Annotated in this window: 19 protein-coding genes; 8 read left to right on the top strand and 11 right to left on the bottom strand. The window is 74.6% G+C overall.

The features are described from left to right. Positions 1 to 3: 3 nt before the first annotated feature. From BJZ21_RS06715 to BJZ21_RS06700, 4 genes are all read right to left on the bottom strand, one after another. Entirely contained in the window at positions 4 to 954 is a 951-nt protein-coding gene (locus BJZ21_RS06715; protein WP_179663037.1) for a 3-hydroxyacyl-CoA dehydrogenase NAD-binding domain-containing protein, read from the bottom strand. Further along, complete coding sequence (locus BJZ21_RS06710) at positions 951 to 2,963, bottom strand: acetoacetate--CoA ligase (RefSeq protein ID WP_179663036.1); 2,013 nt, start codon at positions 2,961 to 2,963, stop codon at positions 951 to 953. The genes BJZ21_RS06715 and BJZ21_RS06710 overlap by 4 nt, the downstream gene beginning before the upstream one ends. Then, on the bottom strand, positions 2,960 to 3,805 hold the full coding sequence (locus BJZ21_RS06705) for a crotonase/enoyl-CoA hydratase family protein (RefSeq protein WP_179663035.1): 846 nt from the start codon (positions 3,803 to 3,805) through the stop codon (positions 2,960 to 2,962). The genes BJZ21_RS06710 and BJZ21_RS06705 overlap by 4 nt, the downstream gene beginning before the upstream one ends. Positions 3,806 to 3,934: 129 nt before the next feature. Beyond that, positions 3,935 to 4,864 (bottom strand): FAD-dependent oxidoreductase, encoded by a 930-nt coding sequence (locus BJZ21_RS06700; RefSeq protein WP_179663034.1) that lies wholly within the window; start codon positions 4,862 to 4,864, stop codon positions 3,935 to 3,937. A 121-nt stretch (positions 4,865 to 4,985) separates the two neighbouring features. Here BJZ21_RS06700 and BJZ21_RS06695 point away from each other — a divergent pair, with 121 nt between their 5' ends. Next, a complete protein-coding gene (locus tag BJZ21_RS06695; RefSeq protein ID WP_179663033.1) occupies positions 4,986 to 6,044 on the top strand; it encodes an alpha/beta fold hydrolase in 1,059 nt (352 codons plus the stop codon). Positions 6,045 to 6,194: 150 nt separating this feature from the next. Here BJZ21_RS06695 and BJZ21_RS06690 read toward each other — a convergent pair whose 3' ends face one another. The 3 genes from BJZ21_RS06690 to BJZ21_RS06680 all read right to left on the bottom strand — a co-directional run bounded on the left by BJZ21_RS06690 (position 6,195) and on the right by BJZ21_RS06680 (position 9,258). Then, positions 6,195 to 6,797: a histidine phosphatase family protein gene (locus BJZ21_RS06690; RefSeq protein ID WP_179663032.1), complete on the bottom strand. Its 603-nt coding sequence runs from the start codon at positions 6,795 to 6,797 to the stop codon at positions 6,195 to 6,197. A gap of 39 nt (positions 6,798 to 6,836) precedes the next feature. After that, complete coding sequence (locus tag BJZ21_RS06685; protein WP_179663031.1) at positions 6,837 to 8,855, bottom strand: protein meaA; 2,019 nt, start codon at positions 8,853 to 8,855, stop codon at positions 6,837 to 6,839. 94 nt (positions 8,856 to 8,949) lie between these two features. Next, positions 8,950 to 9,258 (bottom strand): STAS domain-containing protein, encoded by a 309-nt coding sequence (locus BJZ21_RS06680; RefSeq protein WP_179663030.1) that lies wholly within the window; start codon positions 9,256 to 9,258, stop codon positions 8,950 to 8,952. A gap of 281 nt (positions 9,259 to 9,539) precedes the next feature. Between BJZ21_RS06680 and BJZ21_RS06675 the strand changes: the two genes are divergently transcribed. The 5 genes from BJZ21_RS06675 (at position 9,540) to BJZ21_RS06655 (ending at position 13,265) form a co-directional block, all read left to right on the top strand. After that, positions 9,540 to 10,112 carry a cob(I)yrinic acid a,c-diamide adenosyltransferase gene (locus BJZ21_RS06675; RefSeq protein ID WP_179663029.1) on the top strand — a complete coding sequence of 191 codons (573 nt, stop codon included), beginning with the start codon at positions 9,540 to 9,542 and terminating at the stop codon, positions 10,110 to 10,112. 35 nt (positions 10,113 to 10,147) lie between these two features. Continuing rightward, positions 10,148 to 10,939, top strand: coding sequence for an ABC transporter substrate-binding protein (locus BJZ21_RS06670; RefSeq protein ID WP_179663028.1), 792 nt, complete (start codon positions 10,148 to 10,150; stop codon positions 10,937 to 10,939). A gap of 28 nt (positions 10,940 to 10,967) precedes the next feature. Next, a complete protein-coding gene (locus BJZ21_RS06665; protein WP_179663027.1) occupies positions 10,968 to 11,759 on the top strand; it encodes an ABC transporter permease subunit in 792 nt (263 codons plus the stop codon). Further along, the gene (locus tag BJZ21_RS06660) at positions 11,756 to 12,511 is read left to right on the top strand and encodes an amino acid ABC transporter ATP-binding protein (protein ID WP_218851351.1); all 756 of its coding nucleotides are present in this window, start codon (positions 11,756 to 11,758) and stop codon (positions 12,509 to 12,511) included. Before BJZ21_RS06665 ends, BJZ21_RS06660 begins: the two co-directional genes overlap by 4 nt. A 76-nt stretch (positions 12,512 to 12,587) precedes the next feature. Then, the gene (locus tag BJZ21_RS06655; RefSeq protein WP_179663026.1) at positions 12,588 to 13,265 is read left to right on the top strand and encodes an endonuclease V; all 678 of its coding nucleotides are present in this window, start codon (positions 12,588 to 12,590) and stop codon (positions 13,263 to 13,265) included. Positions 13,266 to 13,332: 67 nt separating this feature from the next. On the opposite strand, the gene BJZ21_RS06650 is transcribed toward BJZ21_RS06655, so the two are convergent. Beyond that, positions 13,333 to 14,508, bottom strand: a complete 1,176-nt coding sequence (locus tag BJZ21_RS06650; protein WP_343051998.1) for an MFS transporter — start codon at positions 14,506 to 14,508, stop codon at positions 13,333 to 13,335. Between the two features lie 128 nt (positions 14,509 to 14,636). Between BJZ21_RS06650 and BJZ21_RS06645 the strand changes: the two genes are divergently transcribed. After that, complete coding sequence (locus BJZ21_RS06645; protein ID WP_179663025.1) at positions 14,637 to 15,458, top strand: hemerythrin domain-containing protein; 822 nt, start codon at positions 14,637 to 14,639, stop codon at positions 15,456 to 15,458. Here BJZ21_RS06645 and BJZ21_RS06640 read toward each other — a convergent pair. Further along, positions 15,440 to 18,817, bottom strand: a complete 3,378-nt coding sequence (locus BJZ21_RS06640) for a BTAD domain-containing putative transcriptional regulator (protein WP_179663024.1) — start codon at positions 18,815 to 18,817, stop codon at positions 15,440 to 15,442. The two genes, BJZ21_RS06645 and BJZ21_RS06640, sit on opposite strands and share 19 nt — an antisense overlap. A 157-nt stretch (positions 18,818 to 18,974) precedes the next feature. On the opposite strand from BJZ21_RS06640, the gene BJZ21_RS06635 reads away from it, so the two are divergent. After that, a complete protein-coding gene (locus tag BJZ21_RS06635) occupies positions 18,975 to 20,396 on the top strand; it encodes an FAD-binding oxidoreductase (RefSeq protein ID WP_179663023.1) in 1,422 nt (473 codons plus the stop codon). A 23-nt stretch (positions 20,397 to 20,419) separates the two neighbouring features. Here BJZ21_RS06635 and BJZ21_RS06630 read toward each other — a convergent pair whose 3' ends face one another. Then, positions 20,420 to 20,854 (bottom strand): DUF2550 domain-containing protein, encoded by a 435-nt coding sequence (locus BJZ21_RS06630; protein WP_179663022.1) that lies wholly within the window; start codon positions 20,852 to 20,854, stop codon positions 20,420 to 20,422. A 107-nt stretch (positions 20,855 to 20,961) separates the two neighbouring features. After that, on the bottom strand, positions 20,962 to 21,357 hold the full coding sequence (locus tag BJZ21_RS06625; RefSeq protein WP_179663021.1) for a F0F1 ATP synthase subunit epsilon: 396 nt from the start codon (positions 21,355 to 21,357) through the stop codon (positions 20,962 to 20,964). Positions 21,358 to 21,363: the final 6 nt, after the last annotated feature.

Below are 21,363 nucleotides of genomic sequence, written 5' to 3'. Positions count from 1 at the left end.
GCCTCACTCGCCGGCGGTGCCGACGTCGTCGAGCCCGTGCCGGGCCTTGATGTCCCTCAGCTCGAGCAGCGCCCGGTCCCGGCGCGCGGTCAGCTCCTCGGCCGGTGTGCCGTCGAGCTCCTCGTGCACGCCGGCGACGAGCCGCGCCACCAGCTCCGGGGTCAGCTCCGGGGAGCCGAGGTCGGCCCACCACTCGACCATCGGCGGCCCGAGGTGGGCGAGCACGTGCCCGAGCCCGCCCTCGCCGCCCGAGAGGTGCTGGGTCGCGACCGGGCCGAGCAGCGCCCAGCGCAGCCCCGGGCCGGCGCTGATGGCCGTGTCGAGGTCGGCCACCGAGACCGCACCCTCGGCGACGAGGTGGTAGGCCTCGCGCCACAGCGCGGCCTGGAGCCGGTTGGCGACGTGCCCGGGCAGCTCGCGGCGCAGGTGGATGGGCTGGCGTCCGATCCGCCGCAGGAACGCCATCGCGGCCGCAACGGCCTCGTCCGAGGTCAGCCGGCCGCCGACGACCTCCACGAGCGGCACCAGGTGGGGCGGGTTGAACGGGTGCGCGACCAGCACCCGCTCCGGGTGCCGGCAGGCGTCCTGGAACGAGCTGGGCACCAGGCCCGAGGAGCTGCTGGTGAGCAGCACGCCGGGCCCGGCCGCCGCGTCCATCTCGGCGAACAGCGCGCGCTTGGTGGCCAGCCGCTCGGGGCCGCACTCGATGACCAGGTCCGCCAGGGCGGCGGCCTCGCCGGCCGACCCGGCCAGCCGCAGCGCGTCCTGGTCGACCGTGCGACCGAGGTCGCGGGCGCGGTCGGCGACGGTGCGGCGCAGCCGCTCCTCGGCCCCGGCGGCCGGGTCGGCCGCGACCACGTGCAGCCCGTGGCCGAGCAGCAGCGCGGTCCAGCTGGCGCCGATCGAGCCGGCGCCGACCACCGCGACGGTGCGCACCTCGGCGGCGGGGATCATCGGACCGCGCCGTTCCGGCGCCGGGCGGCCAGCTCGACGAAGGGGTCCAGCGCGTCCGGGTCCGCGAGCGCGTCCCGGCTCGCGACGTCCCCGAGCGGCACGCCCTGCAGGATCCGCTTCACCGGCAGCTCCAGCTTCTTGCCGGTGAGGTTGCGCGGCACCGCCGGGACCCCCACGACGTCGTCGGGGACGTGCCGCGGGGAGAGCGCCGCGCGCAGCGCCCCCGCGACCGTGCGCCGCAGGTCGTCGTCGAGCGCCGCCCCGGGGGCCAGCTGCACGAACAGCAGCAGCTCGCCGTTGCCGCCGTCGGCGTCCTCGAGGTGCACCACCAGGCTGTCGGCGACCTCGTCGAGCTCCTCGACGACCCGGTAGAACTCCGCGGTCCCGAGCCGCACCCCGCCGCGGTTCAGCGTCGCGTCCGAGCGCCCGGCGACGTGGCAGCGGCCCCGGTCGTCGAAGACGATCCAGTCGCCGTGCCGCCAGGTGCCCGGGTAGTGGTCGAAGTACGCCGCCCGCAACCGGCTGCCGTCCGGGTCACCCCAGAAGGCCACCGGCATCGACGGCATCGGCGCGCTGATCACGAGCTCGCCGAGCTCGCCGACCACCTCCCGGCCCCGCTCGTCGAAGGCGTGGGCGTCCACGCCGAGCGCACGACCGGAGATCTCGCCCGCCCACACGGGCAGGAGCGGGTTGTTCTGCACGATCCCCGAGCAGACGTCCGTGCCGCCGCTGCCGACGTTGAGGAACACCTCCTCGCCCAGCTGCCGGCGGACCCAGTCGTAGCCCTCCGGCGGCAGCGGCGCCCCGGCGGAGACGACCGTGCGGATCCGCAGGTCGCGCCCGCGCAGGTCGACCCCCGCGGCCCGGCAGGCCATGAGGAAGCCGGGGCTGGCGCCGAAGAAGGTCACCCCGGTCTCCTCGGCCAGCCGCCACTGCCACTCCAGGTCGGGGTGGGCCGGATCGCCGTCGAGCATCACGATCGAGGATCGCACCAGCAGGCAGGAGACCAGCGCGTTCCACATCATCCAGGCGGTGGTGGAGAACCACAGCATCCGGTCCTCCGGACCCAGGTCCCAGGACAGCGCGTGGTTCTTCAGGTGCTCCAGCAGGATGCCGCCGTGGCCGTGCACGATCGCCTTCGGCTGCCCGGTGGTGCCGGAGGAGAACAGGACCAGCAACGGGTGGTCGAAGGGCACCGGCTCGAAGACCAGCTCGCGCGCGGGCGCCGCGGCCAGCAGGTCGCCCCAGCCGAGGGCGTCCGGCACCCGGTGCCCGCCGTACTCGATGTCGACCACACGGGCGCCGGGCAGCCCGGCGCGCACCTCCGCGACCTGGTCGCGGCGGTCGACCACCTTCGCGCCGTAGCTGTAGCCGCCGGCGACGAGCAGGACGCTCGGCTCCACCTGCGCGAACCGGTCCAGGACGCTGCGCGGACCGAACTCCAGCGCGCAGCTGGCCCAGGTCGCCCCCAGGCTCGCGGTGGCCAGGAACCCGACCAGCGCCTCCGGCACGTTCGGCAGGTAGCCCACCACCCGGTCCCCGCGGCGCACCCCGAGCTCGAGCAGCGCCGAGCGGGCCCGGGCGACCGCGTCGCGCAGCTCGCCGAAGGTCAGGTCGACGTCGGCGCGGGTCTGCGACCGGCCGAGCACCGCGACCCGGTCGCGGTCCTCGTCGGTGCCGAGCGCGTGCTCGGCGTAGTTGAGCAGCGCGCCCGGGAACCAGCGCGCGCCGGGCATCTCGCGGCTCTCGAGCACCGCGCTGGCGGGCGCGTGGGCGCGCACCCCGAAGAACTCCCAGAGCGCGGACCAGAAGCCCTCGAGGTCGTCGACCGACCACTGCCAGAGGTCCTCGTGGCCGGCGAAGGACAGCCCGCGCTCGCGCTCGAGCCAGGCGAGCAGCCCGCCCACGCGAGTGCGCTCGCGCACGTCGGCGGGCGGCGCCCAGACCAGGTCGCCCCGGGCGACCGGCGCCGCCGGGGTGGGCGAGGTGGGCGGGGTGCCTGGCGTCATCGGTCGGTCACCTTCCCGGCGCGGCCCTCGAGGAAGTCGGCCATCCGGCCCTTGGCGTCCTCGGTGCTCTGGGCGAGGGAGGCGATCAGCGCCTCGAGCAGGTAGCCCTCGCGCGGGTTCGCCTCGGCGATCCGCGGCAGCGCCTGGACGACCGCGAAGTTCGTCTGCGGGGCGTTGCCGGCGATCCGCTCGGCGAGCTCGAGCGCCCGCTCGCAGGCGCCGCCGGCGGGCACGACGTACTGCGAGAGCCCGATCGCGGCCCCGTCGCGGGCGTCGTAGCGCCGGCCGGTGAGCATCATGTCGGCCATCCGGGCCACCCCGATCAGCCGCGGCACGCGGACGGCGGCGCCGCCGCCCACGAAGATCCCGCGCTGCCCCTCGGGCAGCGCGTAGAACGTCGTCTCGTCGGCCACCCGGACGTGGGCGGCCGCGGCCAGCTCCAGGCCGCCGCCGACGACCGCGCCGGAGAGCGCGGCCACGACCGGCACCGGGCCGAGCTCGATCTTCTCGAAGACCCGGTGCCACATCCGGGAGTGCAGGACGCCCTCGAACGCGTCCCGGCTGCGCATCTCGTTGAGGTCCAGCCCCGCGCAGAAGTGGTCGCCCTCGGCGCGGATCACCGCGGCCCGCACCTGCGGGCCGAGGCCGTCGAAGAAGGCCTCGATCCCGAGGATCGTCCGGTCGTCGAGCGCGTTGCGCTTCTCGGGCCGGGCCAGCGTGAGCACGGCCACCGCGCCGCGCTGCTCGGCGCGCAGGGTGGGCGGCAGGGTGGGCGGCTGGTTCGACGGCTGGTTCGACGGCTGGTTCGACGGCTGGTCGCCGGTGGATGGAGGCGTGGGCATCGAGCCACCCTTCGTCGCGGCGCGGTCGCACCGCGCTAATCAACAGGTTTCCTGATGATTATACGGCTGGCCTTCCGTGTGGCAAGGCCCCCTCCCCACCGGACGCGGCGGCGCCCTGCGGAGGAGCCCTCAGCCCGGGTCGCCGACCAGCCCCACCACGTCGTCGGCACAGCCCCAGCTCAGCGTGACCCCGGCGCCGCCGTGGCCGTAGCAGTGCACGACGTGGCCGCTGCGCTCCAGCCGCACGGCCGGGCGGACCGGGCGCAGGCCGACCTTGTGCCGCAGCACCCGCGCCCCGCGCAGCGCCGGCACCAGCCGGCCGGCACGCTCGAGGATGTCGCGCGCGTCGTCCGGCGAGGGCGTGCGGCTCCACTCGCCCTCCTGGTCGGTGCCGCCGAGGACGATGTCGCCGGAGCGCGGCACGACGTAGGTCGGCCCGGCCCCGTCCAGCCACCACCGGTCCAGCCCGACCTGCTCGACGTAGAGCACCTGGCCGCGCACCGGCACCACCGAGCGGTCCGAGCCGAGCAACCGGGACCCGAGGCCCGAGCAGTTCACCACCACGTCGGCGCCCTCGGGCAGCGCCGCGAGGTTGAGCCGGGTGAGGGTGCCACCGAGGTCGAGGACCCGCGCGGTGAGCCAGCGCAGGTAGAGCGGCATCTCCACCACCGGCGCGGTGAACGTCCAGCCGTCGCGATAGCCCTCGGGCAGCGAGGTCTCCCGGTCCAGGCCCGGGACCGCGTCGCGCCACCAGGGCTCGGGCCGGTGGTCGGTGAAGACCTCGGTCCCCACCAGCAGGCGGACGCCGGCGTCCGGGGACCCGCCGTACTCCACCGGGGCGCCGAGCGCCTCGAACACGGCGTACGACGTCCGCGCCCAGGCCGTGACCCGGTCCTGCGGAAGCGCCCGGTAGGGGTACCAGAGTGCCGCCGCGACCGCCGAGGTGCTCTCGAGCGGGAGATCCCGGCCGACGACGTCCACCCGGTGCCCGGCCTCCAGCAGCCGCACCGCGCAGGTCAGACCCACGACGCCGGCTCCGACCACGATCACCCTGCCCATGCAGGCAGTCTGGCCGATCGACCCGGGTCAGCACGGACGGTCGGGGGCATAACCCGGACATACCGCGGGTATGACATGCTTCCGACCCACTGTTGACACCAATTCAACAAGGAGCCGACGCGTGCGCCGACCGACCCGTTCCACCCTCCCGGCCCTCACCGCCGCCACCGCGCTGGTCGCCGGCGCGCTGACGGTCCTCTCCCCCGCCGCCGCCACCGCGAGCCCCCGGACCGGCGTGATCAGCCGGCCGGTGCGGATCGCGGTCGAGAACACCAACGCCACCGCGGCCGCCTGCGTCCCCGACGACGGCTCCTACACGCTGCACGCGCGGCTGGTCGGCCCGCGCCGCGAGGTGCTGGGCTCGAACCTGCCCCGCGTGAACGTGCTCGTGCACGACCTCGCCACCGGCTCGTGGTTCTGGAACCTGCGCCGGCACCCGGCGTACGACTACGCGGGCCGACTGGCCGCCCACGGCGAGACCTCGCTGGTGCTGGACCGGCTGGGCTACGGCGCCAGCCGGCTGCCCGACGGCGACGCGACCTGCCTGGGCGCGCAGGCCGACATGCTGCACCAGGTCGTCCAGCACCTGCGCTCGGGGCACTACCGCTTCGCCGGCAGCCGGGCGGCCACGCCGGCCGCCCAGCACGTCGTGCTGCAGGGCCACTCGGTGGGCGCCGCGATCGCCGAGCTCGAGGCGGGCACCTTCGACGACGTCGACGGGCTGGTCCTGATGTCGTGGACCGACGACGGCGCGTCGCAGCGGGCCGTCGACGAGGCCACCCGGCAGTCCAGCGTCTGCGTGCGGGGCGACGACTACGTGCGGGCCGGCCGCAGCCCGCGCGACTACCGCAGGCTGCTGTTCGTCACCGCCCCGGCCGGCGTCCAGCGCAGCGCGCTCGCCCACCGCGGCGCCGAGCCGTGCGGCGACCCGCTCAGCCTCGGGCCGGTGCTGGCCGCCTCTGCCCTGACCACGCGCGAGGTCGAGGCCCCGGTGCTGCTGCTGTTCGGCAGCAGGGACGCGCTGACGCGCCACGGCGCGCCCCGCCGGCAGCGGTTCAGCTCCTCGGCCTCGGTGACCTCGCACGTCGTCCGCGGCGCCGGCAGCGCGCTCCCGCTCGAGCGCTCCGCCGGCCGCACCCGCGCCCTGGTGCGGCACTGGCTGGCCGGCCTGCCCGGCTGAGCTCGCGCCTGCGGGGGGTCGCGGCGCCGACCCTCCCCCGAACAATTGCTCGAACTTCGGGGGTTACCGGCCGGTAGACGGCCTCAACTCCAAACAATTGAACGCGACATGCGGCCTCGGTCCGGACCCCGAGCACACCGGGGCCGGCGTTCAGGGGCCGTCCCAGCGGGTGACCCGCCAGCCGTCGGCGTCGGCGTCGAAGCCGAGCACGGCGCAGTTGGGCAGGCTCACGCCCCAGCCGCGCGAGCGGGGCAGGCCGGCGAGCTGCGGCAGCGTGGCCAGCATCGCGCCGCCGTGGCTGACCACCAGGGCGGTCTCGCCCCGGTGCTCGTCGGCGATCTCCCCGAGCACCGCCTCGACCCGGGCGACCACGTCGGAGATCCGCTCGCCGCCCTCGATCGCGGCGGACTCGTCCCCCTCCACCCAGGCCCGGAAGACGCCCTCGAAGTAGCCCTTCTCGTGCACGGTCGTGCCCGCGAGCGCGCCCACGGAGTACTCCCGCAGCCCCTCGCGCACCACCACGTCGGTCCCGAGCACCCCCGCGACGATCTCCGCGGTCTGCACCGCGCGCGACAGCGGGCTGGTCCACACCCGCGCCACCCGCTCGCCGGCGAGCGACGAGGCGAGCTCACGCGCCTGCTTGCGACCCAGCGGCGTGAGGCTGCCGCCGTGGTCGGAGCAGAGGTCGGTCTCGTACTCCGCGTCACCGTGCCGGGCGACCAGCACCCGGGCCGGGCAGTGCAGCGAGCTCATGCCTCCGACGCTACCGCGCGGGCTCCGCCCGGATCCACGTCAGTCGAGATCGTTGGCGCGGCGGATGACGTCGACGATGCCGCCCATGATCTCGGTGAGCCCGAAGTCCTTGGGGGTGTAGACCGCGGCCACGCCGAGCTCGCGGAGCCGACGCGCGTCGGAGTCGGGGATGATCCCGCCGACGATCACCGGCACGTCCTCGAGCCCGGCCTCGCGGAGCCCGTCGAGCACCGCCGGCACCAGCTCCATGTGCGAGCCGGACAGGATCGAGAGCCCCACGCAGTGCACGTCCTCGGCCACCGCGCCGGAGACGATCTGCTCGGGCGTGAGCCGGATGCCCTGGTAGATCACCTCGAAGCCGGCGTCGCGGGCTCGTACGGCGACCTGCTCGGCGCCGTTGCTGTGCCCGTCGAGGCCGGGCTTGCCGACCAGCAGCCGCAGCCGGCCGCCCAGCTCCTCGCCGGTCGCCCGGACCCGCTCGCGCACGGCCGCCAGCTCGGCCCCCGACTCCCCGGCGGACCGGGCGCCCACCGCGCCGCTGACCCCCGTGGGCGCACGGAACTCGCCGAACACCTCGCGCAGCGTGCCCGCCCACTCGCCGGTGGTGGCGCCGGCCCGGGCGCAGGCCAGCGTCGGGCCCATCAGGTTCGTGTCGGTCTTGGCGGCCGCGGCCAGCGCGGCGAGCGCCGTGGCGACCTCGGTCTCGTCGCGCTGCTCCTTCCACGCGCGCACGCTCTCCAGCGCGGCCCGGGCGGCCTCGGGATCGGCGGCCTGGATCGCGGCATCGAGGTCGGCGGTCAGCGGCGAGGGCTCGGTGGTCTCGAAGCTGTTGAGGCCGATGATCTTCTCCTCGCCGGACTCGATCCGCGCCCGGCGCGCGGCGTGGGCCGAGACCAGCTCCTGCTTCATGTAGCCGGAGTCCACGGCAGCGATCGCGCCCCCCATCGCCTGGACCCGGTCGATCTCCGCCTTCGCCCCCGCGATCAGCTCGGCCACCTTGGCCTCCACGACCGGCGAGCCGTCGAAGAGGTCGTCGTACTCCAACAGGTCGGACTCGAAGGCCAGCACCTGCTGCAGGCGCAGCGACCACTGCTGGTCCCAGGGCCGCGGCAGCCCGAGCGCCTCGTTCCACGCCGGGAGCTGCACCGCCCGGGCGCGGGCGTTCTTCGACAGCGTGACGCCGAGCATCTCCAGCACGATCCGCTGGACGTTGTTCTCCGGCTGCGCCTCGGTCAGCCCGAGGGAGTTGACCTGCACGCCGTAGCGGAAGCGGCGCATCTTGGGGTCCTGGACCCCGTACCGCTCCCGGCTGATCTCGTCCCACAGCTCGACGAAGGCGCGCATCTTGCACATCTCCTCGACGAAGCGCACGCCGGCGTTGACGAAGAAGGAGATCCGGCCGACGACCTTGTCGAAGTCCTCCTCGGCCACCTGGCCGGAGGCCTTGACCGCGTCGAGCACCGCGATCGCCGTGCACATGGCGTAGGCGAGCTCCTGGGTCGGCGTCGCTCCGGCCTCCTGCAGGTGGTAGCTGCAGATGTTGATCGGGTTCCACTTCGGGATCCGGTGGAGGGTGTAGGAGATGACGTCGACGATCAGCCGCATCGAGTGCTCGGGCGGGAACGCGTAGGTCCCGCGGGAGAGGTACTCCTTGATGATGTCGTTCTGGGTGGTGCCGGCCAGCTGCGCCGCCACCTCCTCGGGGGTCGGGCCGCCCTCGTCCGATCGAGCCTGCTCCTCCGCGACGACCTGGTAGAGCGCCAGCAGCCACATGGCGGTGGCGTTGATCGTCATCGAGGTGTTCATCTCGGTCAGCGGGATGTCCTCGAAGAGGCGGCGCATCTCGCCCAGGTGCGGCACCGGTACGCCGACCTTCCCGACCTCCCCGCGCGCCAACGGCGAGTCCGGGTCGTAGCCGGTCTGGGTCGGCAGGTCGAAGGCCACCGACAGGCCGGTCTGGCCCTTGGCGAGGTTGCTCCGATAGAGCGCGTTCGAGGCCGCGGCCGTCGAGTGGCCGGCGTAGGTGCGCATCACCCAGGGACGGTCCTTGGTCGTCATGGGTCGAGACTAGGACCAGATCTACCGGGAAGTAACCGCCCGTCCGTGTGGCATGTCCGACACCCGGCGGCTGCCGGGAACGTCCGATCAGGCCTCAGGCCGGCTGGGCCACGCGCTCGACCTCGACCACCCGGATCAGCCGGGACATGTGCAGCAGGCGGCGCACGGCGGGGCCGCAGCCGCGCAGGGTCAGGTGGTGCCCCGCGCGCGAGGCCTCCAGCGTGGCCGCGCCGAGCACCTTGAGCGCGGTGCAGTCCACGCTGGTCACCTCGGACAGGTCCACGACCACGTCGTCGTCGGTCGCGGAGAGGAGGTCGTAGAGGGCGTTGCGGACCTCCCACGTGCTGCGCACGTCGAAGTCCCCGCTGAGCACGAGCGTCGACCCGTCGGTCATGATGTCCATCGGCTGTCCCTCCCCCGGAGCCCAGAGAAACCCCGGATGTCGGTGGCGACGACCTGCCGCTGCGGCGTCTCTGTACCCACTAAGACGCCGGAGCAGTACGTCAGGTTGCGTGCCGGGGCGAAGTTTCTCGGAGTTTCCTCATGTCACGGCCGCACCTCGCGTCACGGCCCTCCCTCTGTTACCCGCTGCGGCGGGGGTCATGCCTCGCCCGAGCCGCGGTGGCGCAGGTCACCCGCGCCCGGGCGAGGACGTCCGTGGGCCCCGCCCTCTACGCTCGGCCCATGGTCAACCTCACCCGGATCTACACCCGCACCGGCGACCACGGCGAGACCCGCCTGGGCGACATGAGCCTCACCTCCAAGAACGACCTGCGCCTGCACGCCTACGCCGACGTCGACGAGGCGAACGCGCACCTCGGCGTCGCCCTGGCCCAGGGCGGTCTCGAGGACGAGGTGGTCGCGCTCCTGACCCGGGTCCAGAACGACCTCTTCGATGTCGGCGCCGACTTCTGCACGCCGGTGGTGGCGGACCCGGAGTTCCCGCCGCTGCGCATCGAGCAGGCCTACGTCGACCGACTCGAGCAGTGGTGCGACCAGTACAACGCCGACCTGCCGAACCTCCGCTCGTTCATCCTCAACGGCGGGACGTCGGGCGCGGCGCTGCTGCACGTCGCGCGCACCGTCGTACGACGGGCCGAGCGCTCGGCCTGGGCGGCCTTCGCCGAGCACGGCGAGACCATGAACGAGCTGGCGATCACCTACCTCAACCGGCTCTCGGACCTGCTGTTCATCCTCGCCCGGCACGCGAACCGCGAGCAGGGTGACGTGCTTTGGGTACCTGGCGGCGAGCGGTAGCCCCCAGCGGACGCTCGCACCACTAGGGTTGTGCCATGAACAATCGTCGACTTCCCGCCGTTCTCGGAGCCGGCCTCCTCGCCCTGGCCCTCACCGCCTGCGGTGGTGGCGGGGGCAGCACCACCTCGAGCGGGGCCAAGCTGGTCAACAGCGGCACGCTGACCGTCTGCTCCGACGTGCCCTACCCGCCGTTCGAGGACTTCGACAAGTCCGCACCCACCGGCTTCAAGGGCTTCGACGTGGACATCGTCTCCCAGATCGCCAAGGGCCTGAACCTCAAGCTGACGATCAAGGACTCCTCCTTCGACGCGCTCCAGAGCGGCCTCGCGCTGAACTCCGGGCAGTGCGACCTGGCCGCCAGCGCGATGACGATCACCGCGGACCGCAAGAAGAACCTCGACTTCAGCGACGGCTACTACAACTCCAAGCAGTCGCTGCTGGTGCCGGACGGCTCCTCGATCAAGACCATCGACGACCTGTCCGGCAAGAAGGTGGGCGTCCAGCAGGGCACCACCGGCAAGACCTACACCGAGGACAACGCGCCCAGCGACGCGCAGATCGTGACGTTCCCGAGCGACGCCGAGATGTACCAGGCCATCAAGGCCGGCCAGGTCGACGCGCTGCTGCAGGACCTGCCGGTGAACCTCAACCACCAGCAGGCCGGCGGCTACCAGATCGTCCAGACCTACGACACCAACGAGCAGTACGGCCTGGCGATGAAGAAGGGCAACACCCACCTGGTCGACGACGTCGACAAGCAGCTGCAGAAGATGCACGACGACGGCACCTACGACACGCTCTACAACAAGTACTTCTCCACCAAGTGACCCGTCGACCGGCCACGGAGGAGCACTCGTGAAGCGCAGCACCCGGCGCCGCCTCAACCGCGGCGTGTTGTACGCCGTCCTGCTCGCGGTGGTGGTCGGCCTGATCCTCGGCGTCGACTGGCACACGGTCCGGGCGAACTTCTTCAGTCCCGGGGCTCGCGACAACTGGCACGACCTGATCACGGTCGGGGTCAAGAACACCCTGATCTACACCTTCATCGCGTTCGCGGGCGGCCTCGTGCTGGCGCTGGTGCTCGCGATCGCCAAGCTGTCGCCGGTCGCGCCGTACCGCTGGCTGGCCACGGCGTACATCGAGTTCTTCCGTGGCCTGCCGGCGCTCATCGTGATCCTGGCGATGGGCTTCGGCGTGCCGATCGCCTTCCAGTGGACCCCGCCGGGCGGCGTGATCGGCGCCGGCCTGCTCGGCCTGCTCCTCGTCGCCGGCGCCTACATGGCGGAGACGATCCGGGCCGGCATCCAGGCCGTCCCCAAGGGGCAGACCGAGGCGGCCCGCTCCCTGGGCATGGGCGGCGCCCGCACCATGGTGTCGATCGTGCTGCCGCAGGCGTTCCGCATCATCATCCCGCCGCTGACCAACGAGTTCGTGCTGCTGATCAAGGACACGGCGCTGCTGTTCGTGCTCGGCGTCACGTTCCAGCAGCGCGAGCTCACCTCCGTGTCGCGCGACTTCATGACCAGCGGGGCCACGGCGGGCACCGCGACCAGCCTGCTCCAGGCCGCGATCCTGTACCTGATCATCACCCTGCCGCTCACCAGGTTGGTGGCGTGGCTCGAGAAGAAGCAGCAGAGGGCGCGATGAGCATCGACAGTGGACGGGCCGGCGGTCCGGTGATCGAGGTCTCCGGCCTCCACAAGTACTTCGGCGACAACGAGGTCCTCAAGGGCATCGACTTCCACGTCGACCGCGGTCAGGTGGTCTGCGTGATCGGGCCGTCCGGCTCCGGGAAGTCCACCCTGCTCCGGTGCGTGAACCAGCTCGAGGCGGCCACCTCCGGGTCGATCCTGGTCGAGGGGATCGACGTGTGCGACCCCGAGACCGACCTCGACGAGGTCCGCAGCCGGATCGGCATGGTCTTCCAGTCCTTCAACCTGTTCCCGCACATGACCGTGATGCGGAACCTGTGCATCGCCCAGCAGCGGGTCCGCGGCCGGAACAAGGCGCAGGCGGTGGAGGTGGCCCGCGCCAACCTGGCCAAGGTCGGCCTGGCCGGCAAGGAGGACGCCTACCCCGCCCACCTCTCCGGTGGCCAGCAGCAGCGCGTGGCGATCGCCCGGGCGCTGTCGATGGACCCCGACATGATGCTGTTCGACGAGCCGACGTCCGCGTTGGACCCGGAGCTGGTCGGCGACGTGCTCGCGGTGATGAAGAACCTCGCCTCTGAGGGCATGACGATGATGGTCGTGACCCACGAGATGGGCTTCGCGCGCGAGGTCGGGGACAAGCTGGTCTTCATGGACGACGGCGTCATCGTCGAGGAGGGGATCCCCTCCGAGGTCCTCGCCAACCCGCAGCACGAGCGTACCCAGGCGTTCCTCGCCAAGGTGCTCTAGCCGGGCCGAGGTGCCCCAGCCGGGCCAGGGTGCTCTGGCCGGGCCGGGCGCACCGGCGCGGCGGTTGAATGGGGGCATGTGGCCCACCGACGCCGACGCGCTGGTCGACCGCCAGCGGGAGCTCGCGACGCTGACGCCCGCGCCCTGGCGGCCGGGTGTGGGCGCACTGGTCTCCGCCGGCTGCTGGGCGTGCTTCCGGCGCGGGGTCTCGGGGCCGGGCCGCGCCGGTGACCTCGCGTGGGGCGCCGCCGTGCTCCTCGAGGAGCTGCGACCGGTCGCCCGCCGGGTCGCCCCGGGCGCGGCGCGGGCGGGCTACGTCCCGGGGCTGCTGGCGCTGCGGCTGGGCCCGCTGCTGAGCGGCCTGGTCGGCCTGCTCCCCCGGCGCCCCGAGGTGCTGCTGGTCGACGGGACCGGCCGCGACCACCCCCGCCGGGCCGGCCTCGCGGTGCACCTGGGCGCGGAGCTCGACGTCCCGACCGTCGGCGTCACGCACCGGCCGCTGCTCGCCGAGGGCGGGTGGCCACCGGACGTGCGCGGCGCCACCAGCCCCCTGCTGCTCGACGGCGACGTGGTCGCCGCCTGGGTGCGCACCCGCGCCGGGACCCGCCCGCTGGTGGTGCACCCCGGGTGGCGCACCGACCCGGACACCGCGGTGGCGGTGGTGGGGCGATTGGCGGTGCGGCGTACGCCGGAGCCGCTGCGCGCCGCCCGCCAGGCGGCCCGAGAGGCCCGCGCCGCTGCCTCCCTCGGCTGATCCGGCCGGCCGACTCTGCCGCTGGCCCCGGCACCCCCTCCCCGCCGGCGAGCGGCTCGGCCCGGGATCAGGCCTCCACCACGGTCCGGGTCGCCGCCCTGCTCGGCCGGACCGCGGCGACGGTCAGGGCGGCCGGGGCCATCAGCAGGGCCACCGCCAGCAGCGAGTCCAGCGTGCCGACCCGGTCGCCGAGCTGGCCGAGCAGCGGCGGGCCGGCCAGGAACGCGGCGTACCCGATCGTGGAGACCACACTCACTCGCGCCGCGGACCGGGCCGGGTCGTCGGCCGCCGCGCTCATCCCGACCGGGAAGCCCAGGGAGGCGCCCAGCCCCCACACCACGATGCCGAGGCCGACGAGCGCCCAGTTCCCGCCCGCCACGACCAGCACGATGCCGGCCGCGGCCGCGACGGCCGTGGTCCACAGGACGGGGGCGCGCCCCCACCGGTCGAGCAGGACCGGCCCCAGCAGGCGCCCGACGGTCATCGCGGTGACGAAGACCGAGTAGCCGACCACGCCCACCCAGTGGGCCGCGTCGTACCCGTCGATGATCGCCAGCGAGAGCCAGTCGTTGGCCGACCCCTCCACCGTGGCGAAGGCCAGGACCATCACGCCGATCGCGAGCGTGCGCGGCTCCCGCCAGGCCGAGCGCGAGCGGACCGCGTGCTCCTCGACCGGGACCGGGGGCAGGAACGCACGTCCCAGCCGGACCAGCAGCCCCAGCGCGACCACCCCGGCGAGCCCGACGTGCAACGGCAGCGGTACGCCGAGCGCAGCCATCGGGATGCCGAGCGCCGCGCCCGCGATGCTGCCCAGGCTCCAGGCCGCGTGGAAGCGCGGCATGACGGTCCGGGCCATCCGCCGCTCCACCTCGGCGCCCTCGACGTTCATCGCCACGTCCCACACGCCGGTGCCCAGGCCGTAGCCGAAGAACCCCACCGCCGCGGCCGCGACCGACCCCAGGACCGACACGCCCAGGGAGAGGCCCAGCAGCCCCACGGCGGTCGCGAGGCCACCGAGGCGGACGACGTTCACCGCGCCGAAGCGCTCGATCAGCCGGCCGGCCGAGGGCAGCGCCAGCACCGAGCCGGTCGCGATCGCGAGCAGCAGCAGACCCAGCGCGCCGTTGTCCAGCGCCAGGCCGGAGCGCAGGTCGGGGATCCGCGAGACCATCGAGGCGAAGCAGAACCCGTTGAGGGCGAAGGTCAGCGCGACGGCGTTGCGCGCGGCGGTCACCTCAGGCACGCCCCCAGTCCACAGCACCGGCCCCATGCGTGCCAAAGCGCCGCTCCAAGTCGACCTCAAGCCGCCCCGAAGCCCCCGCGCGCACGGTGGACGCGATCCACCGGACCGAGGCGACGAGGAGGCCTCCCATGACCGCGACACCCGACCGGGCACGTCCCGCCCGGGCCACCGCCCGGACCCCCGCCTGGGCCACGGGCCGGACAACGGGCCGGCCCGTCCCCCACCCGGCCTGGCCGCGACAGCTGCAGCTCCCCGGCCAGGCCGCCGCGCCCGAGGGACCCGTCGACCTGGCCACGATGTTCCTGATGCACCACGCGTTCCGCCGCGACCTGGCCGCCTTCGCGCAGGCGGTGCCGCACACCCCGCTCGAGGACCGGGCCGCCTGGCTCGCCCTGCTGCGCCGGTGGGAGGTCTTCGCGGGCGCGCTGCACCACCACCACCGGGGGGAGGACACCTGGCTGTGGCCGGCGCTGCTGGAGCGCGCCGACCGCGACGAGCAGGCGGTACTGGCGGCGATGGAGGCCGAGCACGGCGAGATCGACCCGCTGCTCGAGGCCTCCCGACGTGGGCTGGCGCTGCTGGCCTCGGGCCGGGGGCGACCCGACGACCGGGCGGCGCTCGGGGTGCGGCTGTGCGCCGCCCGCGAGAGCCTGGCGCGCCACCTGGCCCACGAGGAGCGCGACGCCCTGCCGATCCTGCAACGCCGGCTCAGCGCCGAGGAGTGGCGCGACCTCGAGGTCCGCTTCGCCGACGGACTGCGGCCGCGCGACCTCCTGGACCTGGTGCCCTGGGCGGTGCAGGGGCTCCCCGAGGACGGGCTCCGGGAGTTCCGCCGCCGGGCAGGGTGGGCCCACCGGGTGGTGTGGCGGCTGACCCGCCGCCGGTTCGAGCGGCTGGACCGGCGGGCGTTCCGGCACCTGCCGCCGGGCCCTCAGAACGCGTGCCGCTGACGCAGCTCGGTGAACCACGCCGCGAAGACCGGGATCTCCCACCGCTCGGCCAGCGCCGAGGCCGCGTCCGCGTGCCGGGTGGCGATGCCGGTCTCCCCGGTCGCCGCCGCCGCCATCGCGAGGTAGGCGTCGACCGGGCCGTTGGCGAGCGCGGAGCCGGCGCAGCAGGTCATCCCGGCGAACGGTGCCAGGCGGGGATAGGCGCCACCGCCGAGCTCAGCATCGCCGAGGTGCAGCGCCAGCTCGGCCGCATGGCACCAGGCCAGCATCGAGATCTCCGTGTCGTGAGCCAGCGGCGCCCCGTGCTCGGCGTAGTACGCCCGGGCCCGGTCGTGCTCCCCCGCCCGCCACAGGAAGACCGCCACGCTCGCCGCGAAGGGGTACGGCGTGGCGTCGAACTGCTCGAGGGCCGGCACCATCTCCAGCGGCCTGCCCTGCCAGAGCCGCAGCGAGATCAGCGAGCCCACCAGCGTCTCCTCGGCGTTGCTGTGGGCGATCCGCCGTCCGACGGCCCGGATCCGGTCTAGGGCGCGGTCGCACTCCTCGAACCGGCCCGCCATCGCGTCCCACGGCAGCTCCAGCCCGTCGAGCACCAGCTCGCCGAACAGGATCCGCAGCCGGGCCGCCTCGGCGCGGGCCGGCTGCGCCGCCGCCCGCATCTCGTGCGGTCGGCCCAGCTCGCTGAGCACCGCCGCCCGCAGCGTCGCCGAGACGACGAACGCCCGGTCGTCGCCGGTGCTCCGGGCCAGCTCCATCGCCTCCGTGGCGTGCACCAGCCTGGCCTCCGCGGTCTGCGGCACCCACAGCGCGACGAACGCGATCTGGTGGGCGTCGAGCCGCAGGGCGGGCTCGCCGAGCCGGCCGGCCATGGCCAGCGCCTCCTCGACCAGGGCCTGCCGCTCCTCGAAGGACACCTCGTTGAACAGCTCGTTGGCCAGCGCCAGCATCGTGCGGCAGCGCAGCTCGCTGTCCTCGCCCGGCAGCCGCTCCAGGCTGCTCCGCAGGGCGCCCACGACCGTGTCGTTGACCTCGCCCGGGCCCGCGGAGCGCCAGAGCACCCCCTGGCTGGTCGCGATCGCGGCCCGGGCCACCGCCTCGGGGTCGTGCAGCTCAGTGCCGACCTCGATGGCGTCCTCGACCGCCCGCACCAGCGCCGGCAGCTGGGCCGCCCACCGCCAGGCCTCGATCAGGGTCAGCAGCAGGTCGTAGCGGTCCCGGGCGGTCGCCGCGGGGTCCTCCCGCTGCGCCTCGAGGGCCCGGGTGAGCAGCTCGCCGGCCTCGTCGTGGGCGTGCAGCCGCCGGGCCACCTCCGCCGCCGCCAGGGCCGCCCGCCAGGCCCGGTCGGCGTACGCCGGCCCCGCGCCCAGCCAGTGCCGGGCCACCTCGGTCTCGCGGCCCGGCGTGCCACCCAGGACCTCGGCGACCCGGGCGTGCGTGCGGGCCCGCCGGGTCGCCGACGTGCCGGTCAGCAGCGTGTCGCGGACCAGCGCGTGGGCGAACCACCAGCGGTCGACGCCGTCCTCGCGGACCAGCCCGGCCACCTGCGCGGGCTCGACGACGTCGAGCAGGTCGTCCTCGTCGATCCGGGCCGCACGCGCCAGGGTCCGGGACTCGAACTGCCGCCCGATCACCGCCGCGGTGCGCAGCGCGGCGACCGTCTCCTCGGGCAGCCGGGCCAGCCGCCGGCCGAGCACCTCCGAGACCGCCGTGGGCGGGTCCTCCCCGGCCAGCAGCGTGTCGAGGTCGGTGCGCTCGCCGGCGAGCCGGGCGAACTCGACGAGGAAGAAGGGGTTCCCGTCGGTGCGCTCGCGCAGGTCCCGGGCCTGGTCCTCGGTGACCGTGGTGCGGGCCAGGCTGCCCACGACCCGGGCCGCGGACTCCGCTTCCAGCCCCCGGAGCTCCAGCCGGACGGCGTGCCGCCGGGCCAGCGTCTCCACCACGTCGGCCAGTGCGCCGGCCGGCCGGGGGTGGTCGCGCCACGTGGCCAGCACCAGCAGCCGCTCGTCCTCGGCGGTCTCGGCGAGCAGCCGCAGCACCCGCAGCGTCGAGGCGTCGGCCCAGTGCAGGTCGTCCAGGACCACCAGCAACGGCTCCTCGCGCGACGCGTCCCGCACCGCCCGGGTGATCCGCTCCCAGGCCCGGAACTGGCCCCCCTCGTCGGTGTCGGGGCGGTCCCCGACGACGTCCCCGCCCAGGGGCGCCAGGACGCTCGCCCAGGGCCACAGCGGAGGCGCGCCGTCGTCCTGGGTGCACCGCCCGACCAGCACCCGCACCCCGCGGGCCCGCGCCCGTGCGACGAGCTCGGCGGCGAGGCGGCTCTTGCCGATGCCGGGCTCACCGGTCAGCGCGGCGTACGACGGGGTGCCCACCTCGGCGTCGGCCAGCGCGCCCAGCAGCCGGGCGAGCTCCCGGTCGCGGCCCACCATCGGCCACGGCGCGACCTGCTCGGGTGGCTCGCGTGGCTCGGGTGGCTCGGGTGACTCGGCCGGCCCGGCCGCGGCCGGCGCCGGCCCTACGCTCGGCTGCGCCGCCGGCGGGAGGCGGCCCGGAGGCGGGGCGACCCAGTCCAGGGCGGGGTCCTGGCGCAGCACCGCGGTCTGCAGCTCCCGCAGCTCGGCGGACGGCTCCAGGCCGAGCTCGTCGTCGAGGACCTCGCGCAACCGGCGCAGCACGTCGAGGGCCTCGGCCTGCCGGCCGGCCCGGGTCAGCGCCAGGGCGCGCAACGCCCACAGCCGCTCGCGCAGCGGATAGGCCGTGGTCAGTGCCTCCAGCTCACCGGCGACCGTGGCGTGCAGGCCCAGCGCGAGCCGGGCCTGGGCCCGGTCCTCCAGCGCGACCGCGCGCAGCTCCTCCAACCGGGCACGCTCGGCGACCGCGGCGTCGGCGTCGCCGAGCTCGGCGTACGGCGTGCCCCGCCAAGCGGCCAGGGCCCGGTCGAGACGGGCGCTCGCGTCCTCCAGCTCCCCGGCCGTGAGCGCGCCGTCCTCGCGCCGGCCCAGCGGCTGGAGCCGCAGGTGCTGGGCGGTGACCGTCCGTTCGAACCGGGCCGCGTCGACGCACTCCCCCGGCATCCGCAGCGCGTAGCCCGGGGCCACCGTGACCAGCACCGTGGCCGGGGCCCGGCGCGGCCGGTCGGGCTCCAGCACCCGGCGCAGGCCGGACACGTAGGCCTGCAGCGTCGCGGTCACCCCGCCCGGCGGGTGGTCCCCCCAGAGCAGGTCGACGATGCCGTCGACCGAGACCGGCCGGCCCTCCGAGAGCGCCAGCGCCGCGACGAGCGCGCGCTGCTTGGGGGTGCCGAGGTCGACCGGGGCGCCCTGCAGGGTCACCTCGACCGGGCCGAGCACTGCGACCTCCACGGCCGCAGCATAGGGACGCCGGGCCGGGGCTCGCGTCCCCTTTCCGGGGCACGCGGGCGAGGCGTGGCCGGCGCTCCAAGTCGGCCCGAAGTCGGCTCCAAGTGCCGCGCGGCACGGTGTGGTCACCGAGAAGGACCACCCCGAACCAGGAGCCACCATGAGCCTCAGCATCGACCACGACACCGACCGCACCGCCGCCGCCGCCCTGCGCGGGCTGCTGGACGGGCGCGTCCACCTGCCCGGCGACCCCGGCTACGATGCCGCCCGGGTGCCGTGGAACGTCGCCGTCGACCAGCGGCCCGCGGCGGTCGCGTTCCCGCGCACCGCCGACGAGGTCGCCACCGTCGTCCGCGCCGCCGCCGAGAGCGGCCTGCGCGTCGCGCCCCAGAGCACCGGCCACAACGCCGGCCCGCTCGCGGCGCGCGGACTCGACGACGTCGTCGTCCTCCGCACCTCCGAGATGGCCACCGCGGTCGCCGACCCCGCCCGCGGCATCGTCCGCGTAGAGGGCGGCGCGATCTGGGAGCCGGCCGTGGAGGCGGCCGCCGCGCACGGCAAGGCCGTCCTGCACGGCTCCTCCCCTGACGTCGGCATCGCCGGCTACTCCCTCGGAGGCGGCATCGGCTGGTACGCCCGCAAGCTGGGCCTGGCCACGAACAGCCTGACCGCGGTGGAGCTGGTGCTGGCCGACGGCACCTCGGTCCGAGCCGACGAGACCACCGACCGCGAGCTGTTCTGGGCGGTGCGCGGCGGCGGCGGGAGCTTCGGCGTGGTCACCGCGCTGGAGTTCCGCATGTACGACGTGCCCACCGCCTACGCCGGCATGCTGGTCTGGGACCTGACCCGGATCGAGCCGGTGCTGCGGGAGTGGGCGGCCTGGGGTCCGGGGGCGCCGGACGAGGTCACGACCTCGTTCCGGGCGATGCGCATCCCGCCGATGCCGGACGTCCCCGAACCCCTGCGCGGGCGCCGGCTGGTCATCGTCGACGGCGCGGTGCTCGGCTCCGACGAGCGCGGTGAGGAGCTGCTCGCCGGCCTCCGGGCGCTGCGGCCGGAGATCGACACCTTCGCCCGGGTGCCGGCCAAGTCACTGGTCCGCCTGCACATGGACCCCGAGGGCGGCGCCCCGTTCGCGTCGGACTCCGCGATGCTCGGCTCGTTCCCGGACGCCGCGGTCGACGCGTTCGTCGCGGAGGCGGGTCCGGACGCGCAGACCACGCTGCTGCTGGCCGAGCTGCGCCAGCTCGGCGGCGCGCTGGGACGCCCGCACCCGGGCAGCGGGGTGCTCTCGCACCTCGAGGCGGACTTCCTCGCCTTCGCCGGTGGCATCGCCGCCACACCCGAGATGGGTGCGCAGGCCCATGCCGACGCGGTGCGGCTGGTCGGGGCGCTCGCGCCGTTCGCGAACGGCCGGCAGTACCTCAACTTCGCCGAGAACCCGGTCGACCCGCGGTCGGCGTACCGTCCCGAGGCCTGGACCCAGCTCGCCGGCATCCGCAGCGCGGTCGACCCGCACGGTGTCTTCGCCGCCAACCACCCGGTGCCGCGGCTGTTCGAGGACGGCCGCCCGACCGCGTGACCCGCTCGGCCTGCGCCCCCGCGTCAGTACGACGCGCCGGGCGGGCCCGCCTCCAGCCAGGACTGGAAGCCCATCAGCGACGAGGGGTTCATCGCGAGCTCCACCTCGCCGGTGGGCGTCGCGCAACGGATGACGACGTGGTCGGGGTAGAGCGACATCTGCTCGACCCCCTCGGGGTCCCGGCGCCCGGTGTAGCTCAGCGTGGAGCGCTCCCAGACCCGTTTGGGCCGCGGCGACAGCGAGAAGATGCGGAACCACTCCAGGCTCTCCCCGGAGTAGCGACCGAGCCCGAGAAGCCAACCGCGCCCGGCCCTCTCGGGACGGACGCGGTAGCTGACCTCGAAGGTGCCGCCGTTGCGCGACAGCACGCGCCGTCGCGTGATGAGCGCGACCCCGTAGAGCAGGACGAGCACGAGCAGGGCACCGGCAGAGTCGAGCAACCACTGCCAGACCGCCATCCGTGCTCCCTCCTCGAAGGAGCACACCCTATCGGGCGCCGGACGCGCGGAAGGCCCCGGGTCGCCCCGGGGCCTTCCACCTGTCCGCAGTGCTGGGGACGGGTCGTTCAGGAGGCCTTCTCGGCCGCCCGGATCCTCGCCTCGGCACGTTTCGCGCGCGTCGCGGCCTCGTCGTCGTCGCCGTCGGCCTGGGCGGACTCCAGCTCGACCCTCGCCTTCTCGACGTCGATCTCGTGGGAGAGGACCGCGTGCTCGGAGAGCACCGACACCCGGTTCGCCGCGACCGAGATGAAGCCCCCGTCGACGGCGGCGACCAACCGGTCACCGTCCACCGGGGAGATCTCCACGACGCCGGGCACCAGGAGGGACAGCACCGGCGCGTGGTTGCGCAGCACGCCGACGTCCCCCTCCGTGGTCCGTGCGATCACCATCGTCGCCTGGCCCGACCACACGGTGCGGTCGGCGGCGACGAGCTCCACCTGGAGCTGATCGTTCTCTGCCATCTCAGG

Source organism: Nocardioides panaciterrulae (assembly GCF_013409645.1).
Classification (GTDB): Bacteria; Actinomycetota; Actinomycetes; order Propionibacteriales; family Nocardioidaceae; genus Nocardioides; species Nocardioides panaciterrulae.
Note: the sequence above shows the minus strand (reverse complement) of the source record. Positions and strands in the feature narration are given on the sequence as shown.

Coding starts and splice junctions, on each gene's coding strand:
- BJZ21_RS06715 (WP_179663037.1), bottom strand. CDS start 954: ATGATCCCCGCCGCCGAGGTGCGCACCGTCGCGGTGGTCGGCGCCGGC.
- BJZ21_RS06710 (WP_179663036.1), bottom strand. CDS start 2,963: ATGACGCCAGGCACCCCGCCCACCTCGCCCACCCCGGCGGCGCCGGTC.
- BJZ21_RS06705 (WP_179663035.1), bottom strand. CDS start 3,805: ATGCCCACGCCTCCATCCACCGGCGACCAGCCGTCGAACCAGCCGTCG.
- BJZ21_RS06700 (WP_179663034.1), bottom strand. CDS start 4,864: ATGGGCAGGGTGATCGTGGTCGGAGCCGGCGTCGTGGGTCTGACCTGC.
- BJZ21_RS06690 (WP_179663032.1), bottom strand. CDS start 6,797: ATGAGCTCGCTGCACTGCCCGGCCCGGGTGCTGGTCGCCCGGCACGGT.
- BJZ21_RS06685 (WP_179663031.1), bottom strand. CDS start 8,855: ATGACGACCAAGGACCGTCCCTGGGTGATGCGCACCTACGCCGGCCAC.
- BJZ21_RS06680 (WP_179663030.1), bottom strand. CDS start 9,258: ATGGACATCATGACCGACGGGTCGACGCTCGTGCTCAGCGGGGACTTC.
- BJZ21_RS06675 (WP_179663029.1), top strand. CDS start 9,540: ATGGTCAACCTCACCCGGATCTACACCCGCACCGGCGACCACGGCGAG.
- BJZ21_RS06670 (WP_179663028.1), top strand. CDS start 10,148: ATGAACAATCGTCGACTTCCCGCCGTTCTCGGAGCCGGCCTCCTCGCC.
- BJZ21_RS06660 (WP_218851351.1), top strand. CDS start 11,756: ATGAGCATCGACAGTGGACGGGCCGGCGGTCCGGTGATCGAGGTCTCC.
- BJZ21_RS06655 (WP_179663026.1), top strand. CDS start 12,588: ATGTGGCCCACCGACGCCGACGCGCTGGTCGACCGCCAGCGGGAGCTC.
- BJZ21_RS06645 (WP_179663025.1), top strand. CDS start 14,637: ATGACCGCGACACCCGACCGGGCACGTCCCGCCCGGGCCACCGCCCGG.
- BJZ21_RS06635 (WP_179663023.1), top strand. CDS start 18,975: ATGAGCCTCAGCATCGACCACGACACCGACCGCACCGCCGCCGCCGCC.
- BJZ21_RS06630 (WP_179663022.1), bottom strand. CDS start 20,854: ATGGCGGTCTGGCAGTGGTTGCTCGACTCTGCCGGTGCCCTGCTCGTG.
- BJZ21_RS06625 (WP_179663021.1), bottom strand. CDS start 21,357: ATGGCAGAGAACGATCAGCTCCAGGTGGAGCTCGTCGCCGCCGACCGC.